At 65.9% G+C, this 24,995-nt stretch carries 15 protein-coding genes and 1 pseudogene; 7 read left to right on the forward strand and 9 right to left on the reverse strand.

All coding sequences use genetic code 11. The annotated features are described in order from the left end of the window. Positions 1-197 precede the first annotated feature (197 nt). The 8 genes from ACZ9C1_RS03960 to ACZ9C1_RS03995 all read right to left on the reverse strand — a co-directional run bounded on the left by ACZ9C1_RS03960 (position 198) and on the right by ACZ9C1_RS03995 (position 13,666). Positions 198-2,645 carry a TonB-dependent receptor plug domain-containing protein gene (locus ACZ9C1_RS03960; protein ID WP_476253621.1) on the reverse strand — a complete coding sequence of 816 codons (2,448 nt, stop codon included), beginning with the start codon at positions 2,643-2,645 and terminating at the stop codon, positions 198-200. 65 nt (positions 2,646-2,710) lie between these two features. Further along, positions 2,711-4,954: a TonB-dependent receptor gene (locus tag ACZ9C1_RS03965; RefSeq protein ID WP_277503660.1), complete on the reverse strand. Its 2,244-nt coding sequence runs from the start codon at positions 4,952-4,954 to the stop codon at positions 2,711-2,713. Between the two features lie 207 nt (positions 4,955-5,161). Further along, positions 5,162-6,220, reverse strand: a complete 1,059-nt coding sequence (locus ACZ9C1_RS03970) for an ABC transporter substrate-binding protein (RefSeq protein ID WP_102683995.1) — start codon at positions 6,218-6,220, stop codon at positions 5,162-5,164. Further along, on the reverse strand, positions 6,217-7,281 hold the full coding sequence (locus ACZ9C1_RS03975) for an ABC transporter substrate-binding protein (protein ID WP_434728527.1): 1,065 nt from the start codon (positions 7,279-7,281) through the stop codon (positions 6,217-6,219). Before ACZ9C1_RS03975 ends, ACZ9C1_RS03970 begins: the two co-directional genes overlap by 4 nt. Before the next feature lie 19 nt (positions 7,282-7,300). After that, positions 7,301-8,449, reverse strand: a complete 1,149-nt coding sequence (locus tag ACZ9C1_RS03980) for an LLM class flavin-dependent oxidoreductase (RefSeq protein WP_476253622.1) — start codon at positions 8,447-8,449, stop codon at positions 7,301-7,303. Positions 8,450-8,722: 273 nt separating this feature from the next. Continuing rightward, on the reverse strand, positions 8,723-10,573 hold the full coding sequence (locus tag ACZ9C1_RS03985) for an ABC transporter ATP-binding protein (protein WP_476253623.1): 1,851 nt from the start codon (positions 10,571-10,573) through the stop codon (positions 8,723-8,725). Continuing rightward, positions 10,566-12,341, reverse strand: a complete 1,776-nt coding sequence (locus tag ACZ9C1_RS03990) for an ABC transporter ATP-binding protein (RefSeq protein ID WP_277503666.1) — start codon at positions 12,339-12,341, stop codon at positions 10,566-10,568. Before ACZ9C1_RS03990 ends, ACZ9C1_RS03985 begins: the two co-directional genes overlap by 8 nt. A gap of 92 nt (positions 12,342-12,433) precedes the next feature. After that, positions 12,434-13,666, reverse strand: coding sequence for an acyl-CoA dehydrogenase family protein (locus tag ACZ9C1_RS03995; RefSeq protein ID WP_277503667.1), 1,233 nt, complete (start codon positions 13,664-13,666; stop codon positions 12,434-12,436). Positions 13,667-13,983: 317 nt separating this feature from the next. Here ACZ9C1_RS03995 and ACZ9C1_RS04000 point away from each other — a divergent pair. The 7 genes and pseudogenes from ACZ9C1_RS04000 (at position 13,984) to ACZ9C1_RS04030 (ending at position 22,282) form a co-directional block, all read left to right on the forward strand. Further along, a pseudogene (locus ACZ9C1_RS04000) lies at positions 13,984-15,046 on the forward strand (ABC transporter substrate-binding protein). 18 nt (positions 15,047-15,064) lie between these two features. Then, positions 15,065-15,796, forward strand: coding sequence for a class II aldolase/adducin family protein (locus ACZ9C1_RS04005; RefSeq protein WP_476253624.1), 732 nt, complete (start codon positions 15,065-15,067; stop codon positions 15,794-15,796). Positions 15,797-15,845: 49 nt separating this feature from the next. Continuing rightward, positions 15,846-17,033, forward strand: coding sequence for an LLM class flavin-dependent oxidoreductase (locus ACZ9C1_RS04010; protein ID WP_457378063.1), 1,188 nt, complete (start codon positions 15,846-15,848; stop codon positions 17,031-17,033). Positions 17,034-17,043: 10 nt separating this feature from the next. Next, positions 17,044-18,618: an ABC transporter substrate-binding protein gene (locus tag ACZ9C1_RS04015; RefSeq protein ID WP_457378064.1), complete on the forward strand. Its 1,575-nt coding sequence runs from the start codon at positions 17,044-17,046 to the stop codon at positions 18,616-18,618. Further along, positions 18,611-19,687, forward strand: coding sequence for an ABC transporter permease (locus tag ACZ9C1_RS04020; protein ID WP_476253625.1), 1,077 nt, complete (start codon positions 18,611-18,613; stop codon positions 19,685-19,687). The genes ACZ9C1_RS04015 and ACZ9C1_RS04020 overlap by 8 nt, the downstream gene beginning before the upstream one ends. Next, entirely contained in the window at positions 19,680-20,507 is an 828-nt protein-coding gene (locus ACZ9C1_RS04025; protein ID WP_102683984.1) for an ABC transporter permease, read from the forward strand. Before ACZ9C1_RS04020 ends, ACZ9C1_RS04025 begins: the two co-directional genes overlap by 8 nt. After that, entirely contained in the window at positions 20,504-22,282 is a 1,779-nt protein-coding gene (locus tag ACZ9C1_RS04030; protein ID WP_476253626.1) for a dipeptide ABC transporter ATP-binding protein, read from the forward strand. Before ACZ9C1_RS04025 ends, ACZ9C1_RS04030 begins: the two co-directional genes overlap by 4 nt. 6 nt (positions 22,283-22,288) lie before the next feature. Here ACZ9C1_RS04030 and ACZ9C1_RS04035 read toward each other — a convergent pair whose 3' ends face one another. After that, positions 22,289-24,865 (reverse strand): TonB-dependent receptor, encoded by a 2,577-nt coding sequence (locus tag ACZ9C1_RS04035; protein ID WP_476253627.1) that lies wholly within the window; start codon positions 24,863-24,865, stop codon positions 22,289-22,291. Positions 24,866-24,995: the final 130 nt, after the last annotated feature.

Genomic DNA, 24,995 nt, shown 5'->3' on the forward strand with positions numbered 1-24,995 from the left:
GGCTGGCCTTGGGAGAGCAGGGGGTAACGGCTTATCGCAAGAGCTGTGCCAGGCGGCGCAGGCCCTGGATTACAGGGCTGCAGGGAGGGGGATGGTGCTGGGGAAGCAGCGCGGTGTTGCTGCAGCAGCAGTCGGTCAGCAGCATCGGCGTCGGCGCTTCGCGGGTTTGCCCGAGAAGCCGCCCACTCGGTTCCAGATCAGAAATCGTAACTCACACTGGTGTAGTAGAACGCCCCCTGCGCCCCCTCCGGGCTGGTAATGGAGTATTTCGGCACGCCATACAACTGCGCGCCCTCAAGCTTGTCCGGGTGGCTGTCGAACAGGTTGATCGCGCCCGCCGACAAGGTCAGGCCCAGGTCGAAGTGGTACGACACGTCCAGGTCGGTTACCCACTGCGGGCTGAAGGTCTGGTCCAGGGCGGGGTTGGCGGCGTTGCGGTTCTGCCACTCGCCATACCGGCGCTGGGCCACGGTGACGCTCCAGCCGTCATACAGCCAGTTGGCGCTGAGGGTCAGCTTGTCCTTGGGCGTGCCGTCTTCGATCAGGCCCTGGGTGTTGCGGCCGATGATCTGGTTGCCGGGGATGTTGCCCACGTCGCCCAGGCCGGTGATGCGGGTGTTGTTGCGTGCATAGCCGCCATTGAAGTCCACACGCCCCCAGCGGCCTACGTCCAGCTGGTAATGCCCGGCCAGCTCGAAGCCGTCGGTGCGGGTGTCGGCGATGTTGGTGTAGAACGCCGCGCTCTGGATGTTGGCGTAGGGCGTGCCGGCGAAGATCGGGCCGACCACCGACGCGGGCAACTGGTCGGACAGGGTGATGCGGTTGTCGATGTCGATGCGGTAGGCATCGAGTGTGAGCGAGGCGTTAGGCAGTGGCTGCCAGACCAGGCCCACGGAGAAGTTGGTCGACTCTTCCGGCTTCAGTGCCTTGCCGCCCAGCAAGGCTGCTTCCGGGCTGTCGGCGCGCAGGGTGCGCTGCTGCACCTCGACCCAGTTGCCACTGCCCGGCGGCTGCTCCACCACCTGCACGCTGAACGACGACAACCCGCTCTGCACCAGCGAGGGCGCGCGGTAACCGGTGCTGGCGCTGGCCCGCGCGGCAATTTGCGGGGTGAAGTCGTAACGCAGCGACAGCTTGCCGTTGGTGGTGTCGCCAAAGTCCGAGTAATGTTCGCTGCGCACCGCCACGCCGGCCTGGAATTTCTCGGTCAGCTGGGCTTCGACATCGAAGTAGGCACCGATCACGCGGCGGTCCAGCGACACCGCATCGACCTGGGTGATCCCCGAGTAGTAACCAGGAATGCGTCGGCCCGTAATCGGGTCGATCGTGTTGAACAGCGGCCCGTTGGACCAGCCGGCAGCGTCGCCCTCGCTGAGGTCGTAGTTTTCCTGGCGCCAGGCCAGCCCGGCGGACACGGTCAATGGCTTGAACAGCCAGTCGTTGGCGAAATCGCGGGTCCAGTCCAGGGTCAGGTTGGTCTGGTCTGCTTCGCGGCGGCCGGTGTAGATGGTCGACGGGCTGGTGGTGCCCCAGCTGGGGTTGATGGCGTTGCGGTCGGTGGAGTCGACGCGGTTGTTACCGTAGTTCAGTGCCAGGTCGAAGTTGCCCAGGGTGTCGTTTTCAAGGCGCAGGCCACCGGTGACGGCATAGTCCTCCAGGCCGTAGCGGGTGACTGGCAGGCGGCCGTCTGGGTAGCGCGCCAGGGCTACGCTGCCATAGTTGCTGCGCAGGGTGGTCGGTGGGTCGAAGAAGTTCTCGGCATCGGTGTTCTTGTGCGCGTAGGTTGCGAAACCATAGGCGCTCAGGCCCTCGCTCAAGCCCATTTCGGCATTGGCGGTGAAGTTGTACTGGTCCGAGACATTGCCCGAGCCCCAGCGCCAGTTGCGGTAGCGGTTGTTCTGCTCGCGCGGTGTGTCGATGCTGGTGGAGCCGGGGTAGAAGAGGCGGTTGTCGTCACGGGTATCGCTGGCGGGGTCCTGGCTGCCGGCGTCGAAGGCCAGGGTCAGGAAGCCGTCGTTGGGCAGGGCAAAGCCCTTCCAGCCGCTGAGCTTGCGCTGCAGGCCGTCGCCTTTCTTGTAGCCGCCGAAGCGGTAGCCGGCGTTGCCGCCTTCGTCGCGCTCCTTGAGCACGATGTTGATCACCCCGGCGATGGCATCCGAGCCGTACTGAGCGGCGGCGCCATCGCGCAGGATTTCCACCCGTTCGATGGCTGACAGCGGGATCAGGCTAAGGTCCACTGCTGCCGCGCCCCGGGCGTTGACCAGGCCCTGGCGGGTGACGTTGGCGCTGGTATGGCGGCGTTTGCCGTTGACCAGCACCAGGACCTGGTCCGAAGCCAGGCCGCGCAGCGAGGCGCCCTGGGCGATGGAGCCGGCAAACGCACCTTGCGGCGACTGTGGGAAGCTGAACGAGGGTGACAGCGCGGTGAGCGCGGCGGACAGGTCGCTGGCACCGGTTTGCTGGAGTTTTTCGCCGCTCAGAACATCGACCGGGGCGGCGCTTTGCAGGGCGGTGACGTCGCTGCGATGGGTGCCGACCACGACAACGGTGTCGAGGCGGGCGTAGGGTTCGGCGGCGAATGCGGGCACGGCAAGGCCGGCGATGGCCAGGGCGATGGCGCTGGCCAAGGCGGTTGGACGGGGCATGGAGTAATCCTTTTATGCAGCGTGATGCATTGGGGCTGCTGCACAGCAGCCCAATGGCCTGATAATCAGAAGCGGCTGGTAACGCTGAGCCCGACGGTGCGCGGGTCACCGTAGGTGATCACGTACTGCCCGGCGGTGCCGTTGGGCCGGCCGTGCACCTGGTAGCGGCGGTCGGTGAGGTTGTTGACGAAGCCAGTCACGCTCAGCTTGTCGTCATGGCTGAACCAGCTCAGGCGGGCGTTGGCCAGGGTGTAGTGGGGTTGGCTGAGGGTGGCGTCGGCGCTGCTCTGCCGGTCGGCCAGGAAGTACTCTTTGTCACGGAAGCTCACGTCGCCGCCGGCCACCAGCTTGCCGCCCACTTCCAGCGGGATGGTGTAGTCCGCCCCCAGCGACACCACGTTGCGCGGCGAACGCACGAAGCTGTTGCCGCTGTAGTCGCCGGTCACTGCGCCGGTGGTGGGGTTGGTGTTCTTGAAGTCGGTGTACTCGGTGTCCAGGAACGATAACGCCGCGCGCAGGTGCAGGCGTTCGGTCGGCTGGCCCTCGATCTCAAGTTCCGCGCCCTTGACCTTGCCCTTGGCGCCGTTGGTCAGAGCGGTGGTGAGCACGCCGTTGTTCACCGTCAGCAGGTTCACCTGGATGTCGGAGTAGTCGTAGTAGAAGATGTTCGCGTTGACCGTGAGGCGGCGGTCGAACCACTCCGACTTCAGCCCCAGTTCGTAGGCGTCCAGCTTTTCCGGGTCGACCGTGGTCAACTGTGCCAGGCTGGTCGACAGCCCGGTGTTGAAGCCGCCCGAGCGGAAGCCATGGGCGTAGCGGAAGAACACCCGCAGGTTGTCGTTGATGCGGTATTCAGGCGTCAGGTCGTAAGTCCAGGCTTCCCAGGTCTTGTCTTCCTGGCGGTTGCCGTTGGTGCCTGCTCCAGCCAATGGGATCAGCGGGCCACTGGCCGTGGCACGGGTCTGCTGCACCAGGTCCAGGTCGATGTCCTTTTTCTCCTGAGTCCAGCGCAGGCCGCCGGTGACGCTGAAGTCATCGGTGAAGTCGTAGGTCAGGTTGCCGAACAGGGCGTAGCTGTCGGTGCGGTGATCGTAACCCAGGTCGCGGAACGCGGTGGTGCCCACCTGGTTTGAGCCGGTACCGTTGGGGGTCGGCCCCGGGGTGACGATACGCTGCGCAGAGCTGTCCAGGTCTTCATGGAAGTAGTGGGTGCCCACCAGCCAGTGCAGTGGGCGGTCTTCCGGCGAGGCCAGGCGCAGCTCCTGCGACCACTGGCGGTAGCTGTTGTCGGTGATGGCCGCGCCGTTGACCTCGTAGGGGGTGTAGTCGGCATCGCTGGTGGAGCGGTTGCGGATGTAGTCGTAGGCACTGATCGAGGTCAGGGTGTAGTCGCCCAGGTACCAGTTGAAGGTCAGCGAGGCGCCGTCGTGGTCCAGGCGATAGTCTTCATTGACGTTCAACGAGATGTCGCGCCCGTGCGGGCGTTCGTAGCCGACGTTGTAGTAGCGGCCCACCGGCAGCGAGCCGTTGCTGCCGTCGCCCTTGAACTGGCGGCTGTGCAGCTTGAGCAGGGCGTCCAGGTCGGGGTTGAGCTGGGCCAGGAACTGCAGGCGGATGGCCTTCTTGTTCACATCGCCGTAAGTGTTGCCATCGAAGTCGTTGTTCTGGAAACCGTCGCGCTCCTCGGAGTACAGCGCTACCCGCCCAGCCAATTTTTCATCCACAAGCGCACCACCGATGGCACCGGTGACAATGCGCTCGTTCTTGGTACCGAAGCCGACCGTGCCGTAGCCGTCGGTGTCGAAGGTCGGCTTTTTCGAGATCACGTTGACCGCGCCGGCCGTGGTGTTCTTGCCATACAGGGTGCCTTGCGGGCCACGCAGGATTTCGATGCGTTCCAGGTCGAACAGCGGCCCACCACCGGCGATGGGCGCGTTGAGGTACACGTCATCGGCGTAGATGCCCACCGGGTAGACCGTCGCCGCGCCAGTGTCGCCGGTGCCCAGGCCGCGGATGTACCAACGCGGGCGACCGTCGCCGTCGGGGTTCTTGGCCGAGGCGTTGGGCACGAAGGTGGTGATGTCGCCCATCGCGCGCACACCGTCGGCAGTGATGCTGGTGCCCTTGATGGCCGACACGGCGACCGGGACTTCCTGCAAAGTCTGTTCGCGGTGCTGGGCGGTGACGGTGACGGTTTCCAGGGCCGGTTCGTTCTTTTTGTCTTCGTTGGCGGCGATGGCCTGGGTGCCGGTGCCGGCCAGCAGCAGCGCAAGGCTGACCTGGCGGGCGAGTGGTTGACGTTGGTGCATGGTGGATCTCCCCGTATGTAAAACGTTGTTGGGGAGAGCTAGAGCAGGGACTGTGCCACATTGTTAAATGATTGATTTATATGAATTTAATGCCTTTGCTTGGAGGGTCTTGCAGGTTGGGCAGCAGTGGGGTGCTGGGCGGGTGCTGCTGGGGCAGCAGTGGGGTGGCAGAAATGCCTGGGGCTGCTGCGCAGCAGCCCCAGCGTCTTAAACGGCCAAGCGCGAAGTCGAGCCGATCACATTCTCCAGCACGCGAAAATCAATCCACTCCCGCACATCGAAGCGCCGAGGTATGAACCCCCACCTGAACAGGAATTCGGTAAAGTCCTGCAGCGCCTCGATCGAGCGGCTGTCCAGCGTCGTACGCAACCGCCGGTGCGCATCATCGCCATAGGCCGCCGCTACCCAGTACTCGCTGGTGTTCAGTTCACGCGCCAGAAAGCGCCGAGTCTCTTCGGGGTTGGCCCAGGCCCATTGCTCGGTGCGCAGCACCGTGTCGACCAGCGTGCGGCTGGCCTCGAAGTGGTTCTCCAGCAAGTGCCGGTCGACGGTCAGCGTGCGCGGCGTGCCGTTGTTGCTGCGGATCAGTGGGTCGGGGTGGCTGCCGGTATCCACCACCACGCGCAGGCCGAACTCATGGGCCAGGTGTACCGCATGGGCGCCCTTGAGGAAGATGGCGTCGATGTCGCCACGCAGCAGGCCGATCAGCTCGTTGTTGCGGCGGCTGAAGCGGCTGGTGTCCAGGCTCACTTCGGCGCCATACAGGTGCTGCTTGGCATCGTCGCTGTAGGTACCACCGTAGGGGTAGTCGACCAGCTCCACATCGGCCACCGCCAGGCCTTCGAGCTTCAGGGCGTTTTCCAGCCCGCGCAGGGCTTGGGCACGGGTGAAGTCGATCTGTACATTGGCCCACTTGGGCAAGCCGAAGCGGCGGTTCTTCAGGTCGCGGATGCTGCGAACACCGCTTTCTTCGGTGGTGAGGATCAACTGCACCTCATCGCTCCACGACAGCCCCAGCACGCGGGTCTCGACGCCGCTGGCGTAGGCCCAGATCGCCGGGATGTTGCCGCCGTGGCGCACCGAGTTCTGCAGGTGGTGGTCGTAGTGGGCCTCGCGCACCTCGCGTTCGCTGGACTCGCGCAGCGACTGGATATTGGTGCCGAATGGCGCAAAGGCCTTGGCCAGGCGCCCCGACTGCACGGCAATGCCGAGACCGGTGGGCACCGGGCTGTGGGTGTACCAGAGGGTTTCCAGGGGCTTGGTCATGGGGTAGCGGGTTTCCTGTCCATGGGAGTGGGGGCCAGCAACTGATCCAGGGGTTGGCGGGCGATCCAGTCGCGCACCTCGAAGCGCGCCGGAATGAAGCGCCAGCGTGCGAGGAACTCGACAAAATCCTGCAAGGCCACGATGGCCTGCTCGTCCAGGCGGGTGCTCAGGCGCAGGTGGGCGTCATTGCCGTAGGCCACTTGCACCCAGTACTCGCTGCTGTTGGTTTCTCGCGCCAGGTAGCGGCGGGTTTCATCCGGGTGCTGGTGCGCCCAGCGCTCGGCGCGCAGCACCGAACCGAGCAGGGTGCGTACCACGTGCGGGTGCTGCGTCAGCAGGTGGCTGTCCACCGCCAGGGTGCGTGGTGTGCCGTTGTTGCTGCGGATCAGTGGGTCGGGGTGGCTGCCGGTATCGATCACCGTGTGCAGGGCAAAGGCGTGGGCCAGTTGCACGGCGCTGGCACCCTTGAGGAAGATGGCGTCCACTTCGCCGCGCAGCAGGCCAGCCAGTTCCAGGTTGCGGCCTTCGCTCTGGGTACTGGACACCGGTGTGCCGGCCACGTTGCGCACTGGGCGGTCGCTGAAGGTGCCGTCGTATCGGTAGTTGACCAGCGCCACGTCGCCCACTTGCAGCCCTTCGAGCTTCAAGGCGTTTTCCAGCCCGCGCAGGGCCTGGGCACGGGTGAAGTCGATCTGCGCGGCAGCCCAGTCAGGCAGCCCGAAGCGCCGGCCCTTGAGGTCTTTCACGCTGTGGATGCCGCTGTCTGGCCGGGTCAGGATCAACTGCGCCTCATCGGCCCACGACAGGCCGATCACGCGGGTTTCGCGGCCCTGGGCGCGGGCCCAGATGGCTGGGATGCTGCCGCCATGGCGCACCGAGTTGAGCAGGCTGTGGTCGAAGTGCGATTCGCGCACCGCCTGCTGGTCGGCTTCGCGCAGCGATTGCACCTGGGTGCCCAGGCTGGCCAGGTCGTCTTGCAGCCAGCCTTGCTGCACGGCAATGCCCAGGCCGGTGGGCACCGGACAGCGGGTGTACCACAGGGTTTCGAGGGGTTGGCTCATGTTCGGGCTCCGGTCGGGATCAGGCGCTGGCCTGCAAAGGGGGATTGGTCGCCTGTTGCACCAGCGGCAGCACTTCCTGGCCGATGCGCAAGGCCTCTTCCAGGTGCGGGTTGGCGGCGAGGATGAAGGTGCTGAAACCGGCATCGCGGTATTCGGCCAGGCGTTCGGCGATGTGCTGGTGGCTGCCCACCAGGCCCACGGTAGGGCCAGGCTTGGCCTTGGCAAAGCCGGCCCACAGGTTGCGCGCCAGCACCAGCTCGTCGAAGCCTTGCAAGCCTTGGTGATAGGCCGCCTGCCGTGCGCCGCCCACAGAGTCCGAACCGGTCACGAAACCCTTGGCGCTGGCGCTGGCTTTGCCTTCCAGGCGTTCGAACTGCTGGCGCAGCTCGCGCCACGCCTGCTCCTCGGTTTCGCGGGCGAACAGGTCGACGCGCAGACCGAAGCGCACCGTGCGCCCTTGCTTGTCGGCCAGCTCGCGTACCCGTTCGATATGCGGCTTGAGCTTGTCGATCGGCTCGGCCCAGTTCAGGTATACGTCGGCATGGCGCGCGGCCACCTCCAGCGCGGCATCGGAAAATCCGGAGAAATAAACGCCCGGTTTGCGTTCGTGCTGCAGGCCTGGCGGCAGGCTGCCGTTTTCCAGGCGGTAGATGTCGCCATCGTAGGAGAACTTGTCCTGCGCCCACAGGCCCTGGATCACGTCGAGGAATTCGCCGGTGCGCTTGTAGCGCAGGTCATGTTCCAGGAAATCGCCATTGGCGCGTTGGCTTGCCGGGTTACCGCCGGTGATGATGTTCCAGTCCAGCCGGCCACCGCTGAGGTTCTGCAGGATTGCCGCCTGCTGGGCGGCATAGGCGGGCAGGGTCCAGGTGGCCTGGAAAGCGATCAGGAAGCGGATGCGCCGGGTTTCGCGGGCGAGCGCGGCGGCGGCAATCCAAGGCTCCGGGCCGGTGGGTAGCAGCGCGCCCTCGAAGCCGGCCAGCTCGGCGGCCTTGGCCACCTGGGCGATGTAGTCGATGTAGGTAAAACTGTCGGCCTGGCCATCGGGCAGGCGGCCGGGGGCGATGTTGCCGGCGCGGTGTACAGGGTTGCCACGGTTGTGGCTGTCGGTGGACAGCTGCGGGCCGTCGGTACCCAAGGGCAGGCGCCAGAAGAATTCGGTGGTCATGGGGACTCCTGAAGGGGGAGGGTGTGCGAGTGGGGAGGGTGGTGCAACGGCTGTGCCATGCGTGGTGTAGGGCCTGTGGGGCGGGGATTTGTGGAGCAGACGGGGAGAGGGGTGCTGCTGTGGCAGCAATCGGGCAGCAGTGGATGCTGGGACAGCAGCATGAACAGGTCCGGCCTCTTCGCAGGGCAAGCCCGCTCCCACAGGTCCGGCGCGGTCAGTAAGTCCAGCGCCATATCTGTGGGAGCGGGTTTGCCCCGCGAAGAGGCCGGCAAGTCAGGCCTCGATTTTCTCGGCTACAACCTCCCCGGCACTGCGCAGATACGCGTCATGGAGCGCCGCATAGGCACCCCCGCGCCCGATCAGTTCGGCATGCGCCCCTTGCTCCACCACCCGCCCATGCTTCACCACGGCAATCCGGTCAGCATCACGAATAGTCGCCAACCGATGGGCAATGATGATCGCCGTGCGCCCCTGGCACAGCCGGCGCAGGGCGCGCTGGATGCGCCGTTCGGTGTGCACGTCCACTGCCGAGGTGGCTTCGTCCAGCACCAGCACCGCCGGGTCGGCGAGGTAAGCCCGCACCAGGCACACCAACTGGCGCTGGCCATGGCTCAGGTGCGCGCCCAGCGGGCCGACTTCGGTATGGTAGCGCTGCGGCAGGCGCTCCAGCACTTCGTCGGCGCCCAGCTCGCGGGCCGCGGCAATCAGCTGCGCATCACTGGCAGCTGGCGAGGCCAGGCGCAGGTTGTCGAGGATGCTACCGCTGAACAGCACGTTGTCCTGCAGCACCACGCCCACGTTGCGCCGCACGTCATGCTGGGCCAGGGCACGCAGGTCGATGCCATCCAGCTTCACGGCGCCGTCCTGCACTTCGTAGAAGCGCGTCAGCAGCTGTACCAAGGTGCTTTTGCCATGCCCCGAGGGGCCGACGATGGCTATCACTTCACCAGCGCGAATATGCAGGTCGAGCCGGTCAATCACTGGCCGTGGGCTGTTTGGCAGATAGGCAAAACCGACCTCTTCGAAGTCCACCTGGCCGTGTGCCCTGGCCAGCGCTTGTGGCGCAGGTGGGTCGAGTACCTGCGGGCGTGTGTCGAGCAACAGGAAGATGCGCTGGGCCGAGGCACTGCCGGTGGCATAGCGCTCGAACAGGTCCGACAACTCCTGCAGCGGGCCGAGGAACAGAAACACGTAGAACAGGCTCTCTGCCACTTGGCCAACGCTGACCTTGCCCTCGGCCAGGCCATGGGCGCCGACCAGCAACAGCACGGCCATGCCGGCGGTGCTGAGCAACGCGGTGAACGGGGCGAACCAGCCAGCGCGCAGGCTGCCCCGGATCAGCGCCTGGTTGAAGTCTTCCAGCAGCCGCCGGTAGCGCGCCTGGTTGATCTGCGCTTGCCCGCATTGCTGGATCAGCCGCACCCCGCTTACGCTTTCCACCAGATGCGCGGTGAAGCGGCTGCGTTGCTCCGCCACCTTGGCCCAGTTGCGCTGCGACACCCGCTTGAAGCGCCAGGTGGCCACGGCCAGCAACGGTACAGTGGCGGCCAGGCTGTAGAAGAAACTGGGCTCTATGCGCCACAGCATCAGCGCAGCCAACCCGCAGCGCAGCAGGGCGCCCAGCAGTTCTGGTGGGCCTTGCACCAGCAGTGGCTCCAGTGCATCGACATCACGGTCAACGCGGGAAATGATCCGCCCGGCACGGGTCTGGTCGAAGTAGTTCACCGACAATGCCTGCACATGGGCGAACACCTTGACCCGCAGGTTGTTGAGCACGCCGATCGCCGCGCGCCCGGCAATGAACTGCGATACGCCGGCCAGCAGAAAGCGTCCCAGCCAGCTCGCCGCCAGGCCAAGGCCCAGCCACAGCACCAGGCGTTCGTCGAGCAGCCAGTGGTCGGCTCTGTGTACCAAGCCCTTGTCCAGCAGTTCGCGCACGAACCACGGGCGCAGGAACACGGTAAACACCAGCAGAAGCTCGATGCCGATCACCGCCAGGATCTGCCCACGAATGGGTCGCAACAGAGGCAGCAGGCGGTGGAACATACCCCGGTCCAGTGTTTGGCGGGCCAGGCGCTGCTCGATGTCGATATCGCTGGCGGGCGCGTGTTGCACATCAGTCATGGTCGACCCCCAGCAAATCGCGGTAATGGGCATTGTTCGCGCTCAGTTCGGCATGGCTGCCGCTGGCGCTGATACGGCCGTTTTCCAGCATCAGCACGCGGTCGGCCTGCAGCAGGGTGGAGAGGCGGCTGGTGATCAGGAGCAGGGTCGGGCCTTGGCCGTGGGCACTGTGCAGGTGGCGGATGTTGTGCAGCACCTGGCGTTCGCCCAGGGCATCCAGGGCGCTGGTGGCGTCGTCCAGGCAGAGGATATCGGGTGCACCAAGCAGCGCTCGGGCCAGGCACAGGCGCTGGCGCTGGCCGCCAGACAAGGTAACGCCACGGTCACCCAGCGGCGTATCCAGGCCGTGGGGCAGGCGCGCCAGCACATCCTCGGCGGCGGCCAGGCGCAAGGCTTCGCGCAACTGGGCGTTGCTGGCTTGCGGCGCGCCCAGGCGCAGGTTGGCGGCCAGGCTGTCGGAGAACAGGAAGCTTTCCTGCGGCAGTACGTGAACGCGGCGGCGCAGGTCAGTCAGGTCCAGGTTGCGCACGTCATGCCAGCCGCCGGCATCACTGCCGACCTGCACGCTGCCGTGCTCTACGTCGGTCAGGCGCGGCAGCAGGCTGGCCAGCAGGCTCTTGCCGGTACCGGTGGCGCCGACCAGCGCCACCACCTCACCGGGTAGCAGGGTCAGCGAGCAGTCCTGCAAGACAGGCCGACCAGCCTCTGCTGCACTGGCCTGCACCTGGTTCAGCTTCAGCCCCAGCGGCCCGGCAGGCAGCGTGGCATGGCCGCCGAGGATGGCCGGGCGTTCGTCCAGCAACTGCCAGATGCGTTCGGCGCTGGCGCGGGCATCGGCGAAGGTCTGCATCACCCGGCCGATGCCTTCGATACGGAACACCAACGTGGTCGCCACCAGCAGCGAGGTGACCAGTTCGCCGATGCCCAGGGCACCAGCCGCCACGCGATGGGCGCCGTAGACCAGGATCCACACATGCCCCAGCGCCACCACTGCCTGCGGTAGCGGAATGCGCGAACTGGCGTAGGCGAGGGCAGCGCGGGCGTGATGGGTGAACACCTCGACCTGGCTGGCGAACCGGGCGATACGCTGGCGTTCCAGGCCGAAAGCCTTGATCACCCGCACGCCGCCGATGCCTTCGGCCAGGTCCTGGCTGACCTGGTCATAGGCGGCGCCCACGGCACGGTCCAGGGTTACCAGGCGATCGGTCTGTACCACGAACAGCCACAGCCCGGCGCCGGTCAGCAGCAAGGGCACCAGGCCCAACAGCGGGTCGTACCAGCTCAACAGGCCGACGGCGGCGATCACCACCAGCGGTGTTTCGATGATCTGCCGCCAGAAGGTGATCAATGCGTCGCGCACCTTGTCGGCATCGCGGGTGGTGCGGGTGACCAGTTCACCCATGCCGTGGCCCCAGTGGTAGCCAAGGTGCAGGCGCTGCACCTGGTTGAGGATGCGTTCGCGCAGGCGCGTGAGCAGGGCCTGGCTGAGCACCAGCGACAGCACGGCGGCGGCGTATTGCAGCAGGCCGCGGCCCAAGGCGATGGCCAACAGCAGCCACAGCCAGTGCCAGGCGGTACTGGCGTCCAGGCTGCCATCAGCCAGGCGCGACACGGCGCGACCGGCGCTGACATCGTCGACCGCGTGGCCGATCAGCCACTGTTGCCAGGCCAGGCCGAGATTGCCGGCCATGTACAAGGCTGTGACCAGGGCGAAGCGCCAAGGCATTTCGCGATAGATGGCCAAGGCCCGAAGTAGAGGGTGGTTCATGTAAATGCTCGATCAGAATGCGACGCCGCCCCCTGCAGGAGCGGCCTTGTGTCGCGACAGGGGCGCAAGGCACCCCCCGTCCAAACCTGGTTTCAACGGCGGGTAGCGCCCTGGTTTTCCTTGGCGTTGAGCACCGCGGTGTACTCCCCAGGGTCCGCCCCGTTGAGGTAGTAGTTGCCGACGTTGTGCAGCCGCCAACGGATCGGGTCGTGGGTGGTGTGCACCCGGGCATTGCGCCAGAAGCGATCAAGGTTCCACTTGCTCAGCGACGCGCTGGCTCCCAGCAGCGAGAACAGGTCGCTGGAAATCTTCAGTGACGCCGCATCGGAATGCGCGCGGGCGGTGGCCACCGAAAGAATCAGCTCATCCTGCAAGGCCTTGTTTTCCGGGTCGCGCTCGTGATCGTCAAACACCCGCGCGGCCTCGCGCAGCACCGACTCGGCACCGCGCAGGGCCACGGCATATTCGCCAACCTGGCGGATCACATGGGGCTCGTCACTGGCACGCTCGACGCCGCTCTCCACCCAGGCGCGGGCATGCTCGCGCAGGTACGCGATGGCAGCCTGCAAGGCGCCAGCGGCGATGCCGGTGTCGATGGCCGCGTGAAGGATCTGCGGGAAGGTCAGGCCGGTGCGCTTCATCGGCCCGCTGCGACGGGTCAGGTAGCGCTCGTCGAGCACGATATTGTCGAAATTCACCGTACCGCTCACCGAGTTCTGCTGGCCGAAGGCTTGCCAGTCATCGACCAGGGTCAGCCCTGGGGTGTCACGGTGCAGCAACACGCCAACACCGCCGTCTTCGCTGGCGGCGGTGAGCGAGATCCACTCGGCCAGGTAGGATCCGGTGGAGTAGAACTTGCTGCCGTTGAGCACCCACTGGCCATCGGCGTTGCGTTCGACGCGGGTCTTGAGGGCGAACTTGTTCTTGCCGCCGACTTCGGCCAGGGCATTGCCGAAACGCTTGCCGGCCAGTACATCGGCGATCAGCCGGTCGCGTACTTCATCCGGGTAGCCGGTAAAGATACCGCGCAGCATCACGTTGTGAATCTGCAGCAACTGGCCGACGCCGCCATCGGCGGTGGACACCAGGCGCACGGTTTCGACCACGGTCTGCACCGAGGCACCCAGGCCGCCGAATTCGGCCGGCACGGCGATGGCGGTCAGGCCGCTGCTGGACAACAGCTCGGCCTGGCGGCGGGGGAGCTGGCCGTTGTTGCTCGGGTCGGCGGCCAGCTCGGCGATTTTTGCAGCGACCTGGCGGGCGGTTTCGAGGGCTTCGGCTGCGCTGGTGAGGCGGCGGGCAGGGGAGGGTTCTATGGCACTCATGGAGAGGTCTCGGCTATGTCTGAAGGGGCCAGTGGGCCTGTCTCGCGGGTGAACCCGCAATTGGCCACAGCGCGGCATGAACCCCTCGAGCAATATCTTTGCCACCCCTGTTCAGGCCCCGTGCTGCGCGGCTTGCGCAACCTTTTGTTGCCAGGGCAGCAGCCGCCCTGCTGATCTGGCAGCACCCCACCCGCAATCCTGCTCCCACTCCAGCAGCAAGCGCCCTGTCAAAACATCCAACGCCAATGAAATCAAGGCCTCCAGCGGTTGGCACGCACACTGCAATGGTGCTTGCACGACGCCCAAGGAGCCACCCCATGACCCTCGCAAGCCCCACCGCAATACGCCCCGCGCACGACCTGTCTGCCCTGGAACGCATCTGGTTCACCCGCTGCCCGGTGCCCACCGCCTCTGGCATCGCTTACAAGCTTGGCTGGCTGGAGCAGGAATTCGCCCTCGACGGCCTGCCGGTCTCGACCCTGCAGGAGGCCCGCCAGCTTGGCCATCACCACTACGATCACCAGCTGCCCGGGCTGTTCCGCGAAGGCGGCAACGTACCGGCGTTGGCCGCACGCGCTGCTGGCTCGCCCAGCCGGCTGATCGGCCTGACCTGGATCGAAGAATGGCAAACCATTCTGGTCCGCCCGGACTCCGGCATCCGCAGCGCCGCCGACCTGCGCGGCAAGCGCCTGGCCCTGCCGGCCTGGGGCGACAGCCGCCCCGGCAGCATCGCCCGGGCCATGAGCCTGCACGGCTACAAAGGCGCCCTGGCGTCGGCTGGCCTGCAGCTGGGTGATGTGCAACTGGTGGAAGTGGCCCTGCTCGACCAGGCCAACGCTGCAACCCCCGCAGCTGGGCCTGCAACGGCTGTGGTCGGGGCTGGAGTACCTGGCGCGCGGTGAAGTCGATGCGGTGTACGTGAAGGGCGCTGCAGCGGCTGATGCGGCACGTCGGCTGGGCCTGGTGGTCGGCGTCGACCTCGACCTGCTGGCCGACCCCCGCCACCGCATCAACAACGGCACGCCACGACCGATCACCGTGCACCAGCGCTTGCTCGACGACCACTTCGAGCTGGTGGTGCGCTTCCTTGCCCAGACCTTGCGTGCCGCAGATTGGGCGGCCAACAACCGCGACGCGCTCAACCGCATCCTCGAAGAAGAAACCCGCGCCGGCAGCCAAGGCGTGGCGCAGGCCTACCGGGGTGACTTCCACACCACCCTGGCGCCAGACCTGTCCGAGCAGCGCCTGGCCTTCCTTGGCACGCAAAAGGACTTCCTGTACCTGCACGGCTTCCTCGAGGCCGACTTCGCCATCGCCGATTGGGTCGACCCGCGGCCCCTGCAAGCTGCCCAAGAATTGCTGGCCCAGCGCCGCGCCTGACTTGACTGGAGATTGAACATGACCGTACTGATCAACGAACGCCCCGTCACTGCCGAACTACAAGCCTTCATCGACCAGGTGGTGGCCGAAGCCGAAGCGGCCTTCAGCGTATTTCGCGAAACCAACACCATCACGGCCAATGGCACGGTCGGTTTTATCGAACGCGTGCCCGGCGAAGAACTGCTGGTAGCGGTCAACTACGGCGGCCCGTGGCACCACCGCAAGCCGCTGCAGGCCACGGTGACCGACTTTGCCGGCAACGTCATCGTCGGCAAGGGCAAAGGTGGCCTGGGCCGTTACACCAAGCTGTTCCAGACCCACGCCGACATCACCACCGTGTCACACGTGCACAGCCCGTACCTGGGGGCCTGGGCGCAAACCCACCGTACCTTGCCGTTCCATTATGTGCCGGTGCAGCGCTACCAGCTGGCCCGCGAGCTGCCGGTGTACATCGACCGGCGCCAGGCCGAGGTCGACTTCATCCTCGACAAGATCGCCGAAAACCCGTTCTACCTGGCGATCCTGGAAGCCAATGGCGGCGCCACGGTATGGGGCAAGCAGGGGCTGCGGGCCACGGCGGAGTTCATCCTGTTGCTGGAGGAGGGCGCGCAGATTCAACTGTTGGCCGATGCCTTGGGTGGGTCGCGGCCGTATGGACCGGGGGTGCTGACCCAGCAGTGGAAGATGAGCGGGTTGTATGAGCGGGCTACCGAGCTGGGCCTGGTGCCGGGTATTGACCGGCGTAGCTGATGTGATCGCTGGGGCGCGGCGCGCCCCCTTCCAGAAAAGGATTCACCCCATGGCAGTAAAAATACTCTGGTACCTCACCACGCCGGACGGCCCGCACCCCTGGGAGCCAGAAGGGCGCTGGCACACCGACTTCGAGCACCTCAAGCAACTGGCCATCGCCGCTGACCGCCTGGGTTTCTACGGCTCGCTGCTCGGCTCCAGCCCCAATGAAAGCCTGGCCGTGTCGGCAGCGCTGATCGACGCGACCAAGCGCCTGCGCTTCCTGGTTGCCCAACACCCGGGCGAGCTGTCGCCAGCCGTGTTGGCCAAATGGGCGCTCACCTTCGACCAGTTCTCCAACGGCCGCCTTCTGTTCAACGTGGTCAACGGCAACGACGCTGGCCTGGCCACCCTGGGCGTGCATTACCCGCACGATGAACGCTACGACTTCAGCCTGGAATACTGGCGCGCCTTCCAAAGCTTCTACGCCGGTGAAACCGCCGGTTACGATGGCCGCTACGTCAAGCTTTCACCCCGTTCGCCAGGCGCTGCCCAACACCCGCTGGGCGGTTGGCACCCACCGAAGCAAAAGCCCGGCATCCCGCTGTGGGGGGCTGGCACCTCGGCACCGGGTGTGGCCCACTCCGTGCAACTGCTCGATGTTTACCTGAGCTTCGCCGACACCCCGCAAAAGCTCGGCGACAAGTTCCGCCGGGTGGCAGCCGAGGCGGCGAAGATCGGCCGTGAACTGACCTACGGTACCCGCCTGCAAGTGATCGTGCGCGAGACCGAGGAAGAAGCCTGGGCCCATGCAGAGCGCCTTTTGCAACGGACCTCGCTGGCCACCGCGCGCGCGGCCATTGAACGGCAGTTGCCTCCCGGGCAAACCTTCGACAACTACGTCAGCGACGACCCGCGTATCCAGCGCAACCTCGACAGCATCCGCGCCGGGCGCCTGCCCACCGCCCGTGAGCTGGAGATCTACCCCAACGTCTGGCTGGGCCCCAGCCTGTTCGGTTTCAACATCCTTGGCCCTGCAGCCGGCACTTACCTGGTCGGCAGCGCCGAACAGGTTGCCGAACGCATCCGCGAGTACGAAGCGCAGGGCACCTCGGCGTTCATCCTGTCCGGCTTCCCGCTGATTGACGAGGCGCACCGGGTGGCTGACCTGCTGTTCCCGCTGCTGGACCTGGACCATGGCTTTGAAGTGCCGCGCCTGGGCGCAGCCAGCAAGCCCGACGTGACGCAACCGGCGTGAGGAGAGGGTGATGAGCGAGCTGTTTTCGCGCCGGGTGTTTCTCGGCAACAGCCTGGCCGTCGGTGGCGGCCTGCTGCTCGGCGGCGGGCTGCTCAGCGGCTGCGACAGCGGCGCGCCGGCAGCCGCCACGGCGCTGCTACCGGGTACGCCGGTGCGTGGCGGGCGCTTGCGGGTGGGCATTATCGATGGTGACCAGGCCGGTAACCTCGATGCACACAAGCCGGTAGGCGGCGGCATCATCCGTGGCTGGGCGCTGTACGCCAAGTTCTGGGAATGGAACGCCGATGTAAGCACGCGCCTGGCGCTGGCCGAGTTCGCCGAGCCGAATGCCGATGCCAGTGCCTGGACCATCCGCCTGAAGCCGGGGCTGGAGTTCCACCACGGCAAAAGTATAACTGCCGACGACATGCTGTTCTCGATCCTGCGCCTGACCGACCCGCAACTGGCCTCGCCATTCGCCGGGCTGGTCGGCGCTATCGACCGGCAGGCGTTGCGCAAGCTGGACGAGCGCACCATCGAAATACGTTTCAAGCAGGGGCAAAGCTTCTACCCACTGGACGAGACGCTGATCAGTTTCGGCGGCATTGTGCCTACCGATTACCATCCGGTGACCAACCCGGTCGGCGCCGGGCCGTACCGCCTGAAAAGCTTCATTCCCGGCCAGCGCTCGCTCTACACCCGCTTTGAAAATTACTACAAACCCAATCGCCCCTATGCGGACGAGTTGGAAATCATCGAATTCAAGGACCAGGTGTCACGCGCCGCAGCGCTGCGCGCCGGGCAGATCGACGTGGCCAGCGGTGTGCAGGCCGAGCACAGTGCGTTGCTCAAGGCCGACCCACGGCTGCGCCTGTATGCCTCGCCAACCACCTCGTTCACCGGTTTCAACCTGAACCTGGCCAAGGCGCCGTTCCAGGATGTGCGCGTGCGCCAGGCGTTCCGCCTGCTGGCCGACCGCCAGGAACTGGTGGCGCGTGGCTTGAATGGTTTTGGCCGGGTGGCCAACGACCTGTATTCGCCTCACGACCCTACCTACAACCACGCCATTGCCCAGCGCCCCTACGACCTGGACCAAGCCCGTTCGCTGCTGCGCCAGGCTGGGCAAAGTGATCTGCGCGTCGAGCTGACCACCACATCTGGGCCTGGCGTCAACGCCGCGCTGGTGTTTGCCCAGCAGGCCCTGAAGGCTGGGGTGCAGGTGAAGGTCAACCAAGTCGATGGCTCGGTGTTCAATGGCCCGCAACGCGAGCAATGGCAACTGTCGCCGGGCTCGACCCCAGCCCGCGGCTTTCTCGCCTCGGCGCTGCACAACGATGCGCCGCAGGCGATCTATAACCGCAGCAACTTCCACGACCCACGCTTTAGCGAGCTGTTCCAGCAGGCCCTGGCCCAGCCCGACCTGGCGCGGCGCACGGCCTTGGTGCATGAAGCCCAGGTCATCCAGCACGAACGTGGCGGGTTGCTGATCTGGGGCTTTGCCGACGTGCTGGATGCCGCGTCGGCCAAGGTCGGTGGGCTTACCCCGGAACAGACCACCTTCGCCTCCTGGCGCTTCGATGAACTCTGGTTGAACCCCAATGCCTGACGCTCACCACACCCCCCGCACGCCGGCCTGGCTGGCCTGGTTCATCGGCCGCCTCGGTTATGGGTTGCTGACCGCCTGGGTGATCAGCCTGGTGGTGTTCATCGCCACCCAGGCACTGCCCTCGGACCCGGCGCGGGTGATTCTCGGCCCGGATGCGCCACTGGAAAGCATCCTCACCCTGCAGCGGCAACTGGGCCTCGACCAGCCGATCCTGCTGCAGTACCTGCGTTGGTTCGGTGCCTTGTTATGCGGGGACCTGGGCATCTCGCTGGACTCCCAGGTACCGGTGGCGCAGCTGCTGTTCGGCCGCCTCGGACACACCCTGGCCTTGCTGGCCGGGGTGCTGGCGCTGGTGGTGCCGCTGGCGTTGCTGCTGGGGGTGAGCCTGGCCCTGCGCCGTGACAGCCGGCTCGACCGCTGGGGGTTGTCGGCGTTGATCCTGCTCAAGGCCACGCCGGGCTTTCTGTTGGCCATCGGTTTGGTGCTGCTGTTTTCCATGCCGGGCATGGGCTGGCTGCCGGCGGTGTCGATCCTCGACCCGCAACTGTCGTTGTGGCGGCAGTGGCCGTCGTTGGTGTTGCCGGTCGTGGCGCTGAGCCTGTCTGCGCTGCCGTACCTCACGCGCATGGTACGGGCTTCAATGATCGAGGCACTGGAGTCCGAGTATGTGATCGCCGCGCGCCTGCGTGGCATCCCCGAGCGGCGAATCGTTTGGCGGCATACCTTGCCCAATGCCTTGACCCCGGCGATCCAGGGCGTGGCGCTGACGTTGCGCACACTGGTCGGCGGTGCGCTGCTGGCCGAAGTGATCTTCAGCTACCCGGGCATCGGTACGGCGTTGAACGCCGCGATCCAGATGCGCGACCTGCCGATGATCCAGGCGGTGGTGCTGGTCATCACTTTGGCGGTGGTGTTGATCAACCTGCTGGCCGACCTGCTGACCGTGCTGCTTACCCCCAAACTGCGCACCGCACGTCGGGTGCGGATGATCCGCCGTATCCGCCGTGGCATTCGGCCATGGTGGCGGCGTGCGCGCAGCACCCCTGCCCAGGAGGCCACCCATGACTGATTCCCGTTGGCTGGCCGACCCGCAGATACGCCGGGGCGCCGTGATCACCTTGCTGGTGGCGCTGCTGGCCGCTTTCGGCCCCTGGCTGGCACCCCACGCGCCCACGGCGATGGTCGGGCCGGTGTACGGCCCCCCGGCTGCCGGGGCACCGCTGGGGCACGATTTTCTGGGCCATGATTTGCTTTCACGCTTGCTCAGCGGCGGCCTGTCGGTGCTGTGGATGTCGGTGGCTGCAGCCACCCTCGCATTGCTGGTGGGCGGCAGCCTGGGCCTGTTGGCCGGCTTCTCGCGCAGGCGCCTGGATCAGCTAATCAGCTGGGCGGCGGATGTATCGCTGGCGTTCCCGGACCTGATTCTGGTGCTGTTGATCGTGTCCATGCTCGGTCGGGCGCCTTGGCTGATCGTTTTGACCGTGGCGATCGCCTTTATCCCTGGGGTTGTCCGTCTGGCCCGGGGCAGTGCCGTGGCGGTGGCCGGGCAGGAGTATGTCGAGGCGGCGCAGATGATGGGTTACCCGCGTTGGCGCATCCTCTTTCATGAAATCCTGCCGAACATCCTCACGCCGCTGTTGGTGCACTTCGGCAACATGCTGACCTGGGCAGTGGGGATGCTGTCCGGCTTGAGTTTTCTGGGCTATGGAGTGGCACCCCCCGCTGCGGACTGGGGCTTGATGATCAACGAAAACCAGGCCGGCCTGCTGGTGCAGCCCTGGGCCGTACTGGCCCCTGCATTGCTGATCGGGGTGTTTGCCTATGGCACCAACATCCTTGCCGAAGGCATTGGCCGGGCCAGTGCACGGATTGGGGAGAAGCAGCCATGAGCGCGCTGTTGAATGTGGCGAGTGAAGTGTTGCAGGTCAGCGACCTGCGGGTAGAGCTTGCCGGGCAGGTCGATGTACTGGCCGAGGTGTCCTTCAGCCTTGCGGCAGGGGAGATTGTTGGCTTGGTCGGCGAGTCTGGCTCGGGCAAGACCACCTTGGCCACTGCGTTGTTGTGCCATGCCCGGCAAGGCGCATGCATTGTTGGCGGGCAAGTAGTGGTGGCCGGGCAATCGCTGCTCGAGCTCGAAGGCGAGGCCCTGCGCCTGGCCCGTGGCGGGGTGGTCGGCTACGTGGCCCAGGACCCGGCCACGGCACTGAACCCGGCGTTGCGCCTGGGGGCCTTGCTGCGTGAAACCCTGTTGGCGCACCAGCCTGCGCTGTCGAGTGAGGCAACACGCCAGCGCATCGGCGATACCCTGCTGGATGTAGGCCTCCCCGATGACGACGCCTTCCTGCGGCGGTTCCCGCATCAACTGTCTGGCGGGCAGCAACAGCGGGTGATGCTGGCGCTGGCGTTTGTCTTGCGCCCCCGCCTGATCGTACTCGACGAGCCCACCACCGCACTGGACGTGACCACCCAGGCCCATGTGCTGCAGACCCTCAAGCGGCTGTGCCGTGACCAGGGTGTGGCGGCCCTTTACGTCACCCATGACCTGGCGGTGGTGCGTGACCTGGTCGACCGGGTGATGGTGATGTACGCGGGCCGACTGGTGGAAGTGGCCGGGCGCGAGGCGTTGTTCGGCGCACCCCTGCATCCCTACACCCGCGCCTTGCTCGCGGCCATTCCCGACATTGCCCGGCGCCAGCCGTTGCAGGCGATTGCCGGGCACGCACCGGCACCGGGGCAGCGTCCGGATGGCTGTGCGTTTGCGCCGCGCTGCGGCAGGCGTCGTGCAGAGTGTTGTGTAATCGAGCCGTCGTTGTTGGCGCACGACAGCGGGCATCGGGTGGCGTGCCTGGTGCCGCACAGAGAGCCGCTGTCCCTCGGTGAGACGGCTGTCGAGGCTGCTGCTGCGCCGGGCGCAGCAGTGTTGCTGGAGGTCCGGGGGCTGGATGTCGCCTACGATCGCCAGGTGCTGTTCGATGTTTCCCTGCGGGTGGGGCAAGGGGAGTGCCTGGCGCTGGTGGGTGAGTCGGGTTCGGGGAAGACCAGCCTGGCCAGGGCGATTGCCGGGCTGGGCGAAAACGTTCAGGGGCAACTCAGCTACGCCGGCAAACCTTTGGCGTTTGCAGCGCGTGAACGGGATGCCGGGTTGCGTCACCAGATCCAGTATGTGTTCCAGAACCCCTACCGGGCCTTGAACCCAAGGCACACGATAGGGCAAACGCTCGGCGCCCCTTTGGCGCACTTTTTCGGGGTCCGTGGCGGTGAAGCGCGTCAGCGGGTCGAGGCCGTGCTGGAGCGGGTGTCGCTACCGGCGCGCGTGGCGGACATGTTCCCGCATAGCTTGTCCGGTGGTGAACGCCAGCGGGTGGCGATTGCCCGGGCGTTGATCTGCGAGCCGAAGTTGCTGGTGTGTGACGAGATTACCTCGGCGCTGGATGTGTCGGTGCAGGCGTCGATTCTGGCCTTGCTGAAGCGACTGCAGGGAGAGGGGCTGACGGTGTTGTTCGTGACCCATGACCTTGGGGTGGTGCGGGCGATTGCCGACCGGGTGCTGGTGTTGCGCCAGGGACGGGTGGTGGAGCAGGGGGCTGCTGATCAGGTTCTTGGGCGTCCGGTTGATGCTTATACCCGGACGCTGGTGGAGCATTCGCCTAGCCTTTCAGGTTGAGGGTGATCAGAACTGGTAATCGACCTGGGCCAGCAGCGTGCGGCCCGGCATCGGTTGCAGGAATGTGTTGGTCGAACCGGCCAGGCCACTGACGAAATTCAGCTCGTCGGTGACGTTGAGCATGCGCACCGTCACGCCCCATTGCGGCTGGCGGTAGTACACGGCAAGGTCGAGGTTGTATTCGTCCGGCACTTTCACCGTCTTGCTCAGGTTCAGGTACCAGCTGCTGGTCCACCAGCCGGAAAGCTCGACGCCAAACCCCGAGTCGAAGCGGTAGTCGATATACCCGCCGGCGTTGTATTCGGGGATCTGCACCGCATCGAACTTGCCGGACGGGCGCTGATTCAGGCTGTTGTTGTCGCCGAATACGGTGCCGTTATCGGGCATGAATCCGGCCGAGGCGAACCCGGCCTGGCTGGTGAACTCGTTGTAGGCGCTGATGCGGCTGAGGTTGAGGCCGCCGCGCAGGTGCTGGTCCTGGTAGCGCAGGGTCGCTTCCCAGCCTTTGACGATCAGCCGGGCGATGTTGTTGTTGCTGTCCGGCGACTGGTCGCGGGCCTGTTTGTAGGCGGCCAGGGTAAGGAATAGCTGGTCAGGCACCGCTTCCACTTTCAACCCGACCTCATGCAGCACGCTCAGGCTTTCGAAGGCCAGCGGGTTGAGCTGATTGGCCCCCGTGCCGCTGCCCCAACCCAGGCCGTTGGTGAAGAAGCCGGTATTCACCGCCAGCGAGCGGTCGAAGGTGTAGTACAGGGTGCTGTTTTCGGTAGGTTTTACGTAGGGGCTTACCTGCACCGAGAACAGCCGGTAGTTGTCCGAGTCTTTGCGCGGGTTGCCGCCGGGCAGCACGAAGGGGTTTTCGATACGGGCGTCGATCCAGCTGCGGCTGGCGCCGATGTTCAGGCCCACACGTTCGCCCAGGCGCAGGTTGTGCTGGCTGAACAGGGTCTTGGTGGTCCAGGTGCTGTCGGCGGTGTAGGGCGCCACCGATTCTGCATACAGGCCGTGCCCGGCCGGGTACATGGCGGGCAGGTTGAGCCAGCCGTAGTAGCTGGAAAACTGCGGCACGCCGGGTTGGCCGATCCAGGCTGCGTTGCCACCGGCGGGGTTACGGCCGCTCAGGCCGAGCAGGTCGCCGGGGTTCTTCAAGGTCGGGTCGAGGGTCAGGTCATAGGCGTTGATGGTGCTGCCGAAGCTGTTGTTGGCGGCGATCGACTCGTTGCGCTCGCGGCGGTAGATCAGCCCGGTGTTGCTGTCGTCGACCAGGGTCAGGTCGCCCAGTTGCCACTGACCACGGGCGCGAAATTCGAAGCGGTTGTCGAAAATGTCGTCCTTGCCCTGCACCTGGAACGCCCCGACGGCATCGGTGGTGTCGGTGGAGTGCTGGTAGAAGGTGCTGTTGGCCAGGGTTATCGATGGGGTCAGGTCGCCTTCGACGCGCAGTTGCGTGGTAAAGCGCCGCGAGCGGTTTTCATCCTGCGCGCGCTGGCCGGTCTGTGACGACAACGAAGTCAGGCCGTTGCCTGCCAGCGACGGGTCGTAGACCCAGCCACGCAGGCTGCCGGGGTTGGCCTGGGTATTGGGCGAGGCATTCTGGAAGCTGCCATCGACTACCTGATACTGGCCCTGAGCATTGCGCTGGCGCTGGACCCAGCCAAGCACCTGGGCGTCGGCGGCGCCGGAGGAGAACACCGGCGACCATAAGTTGTTGCCGTTCTGGACGATTGGCGTGGCGCGACCGGCGTAGTACTTGCCGTGGTCGACCAGGTCCTGGGTGGCGCGGTTCCAGCCGTGGGTGATGTTGTAGTCGTAGTAGTCGTCGTAGGCGGCGTTCCAGTCAACCCGCAGGTTGTCGTTGCGCCAGGCCAGCGCGCCATAGAAGGCGTCGAAGTTGTTCTCGACGTTGTCGTAGAAGTCTTCCTGGCGCTGGCGGGTGATGCTCACCCGGTAGGCCAGGTTGTCCGTCAGCGGGCCGGTGTTGTCGATGCTGAACTTGGTGGCATCGCGCGATTCGCCATCGGGGATCCAGCTGCCGATTTCGCCGCTGAGCTTGGTACGGAAACGGTTGAAGTCGGGTTTCTTGCTCAAGTAATTGACGTAGCCACCGCTGCCGCTGACCGAACCGTAGGTCACAGAGGACGGCCCGGCGACGATGTCGGCCCCTTCGTAGGCATTGAAGTTGGCCGGGTGGCGCACGCCGTAGGCGCGCTGGCCATCCTGGAACACCTCGGTGTTCTGCCCGCGCATCTGCGGGGCGATGCCGGCGTTCTGGCCACCGCCGCGGGTGATGCCGGGGGCGTACTTGACCAGGTCGTCGGAACTGCGGATCGGGTCGTTGGCCAATTGTTCGGCATTGATCTGGGTGACCGAGCGCGGGGTGTCCAGCACCTTGGCTTCCAGGCCGCCGTAGATCGAGGCCGGTGGGCGGGTGGGCAGGGCGTCGTCGTCGGCCTGTTTGGCCTGCACGGTGACGGTTTGCAGCTGGGTATCTTCGGCGTGGGCTGGCGGCAGGCTGCCGGCCAGAATGGCCAGCGCCAGGGCGCTGGGCTGGAATTTGGGGTGCAGCAAGGTAACGCGGGGCATTGGCTGGGCCTCGTTCAATAGTAAGAATGTGGGAGAAACGAGGGCGCAGCCGCGCCTGCGGTTGGTTTGTTTTTTGTGTTGCCTGTCCCGGCCCTATCGCCGGCAAGCCAGCTCCCACAGGGACTGCATG

The sequence above is a fragment of the Pseudomonas sp. TE21435 genome (assembly GCF_056279265.1).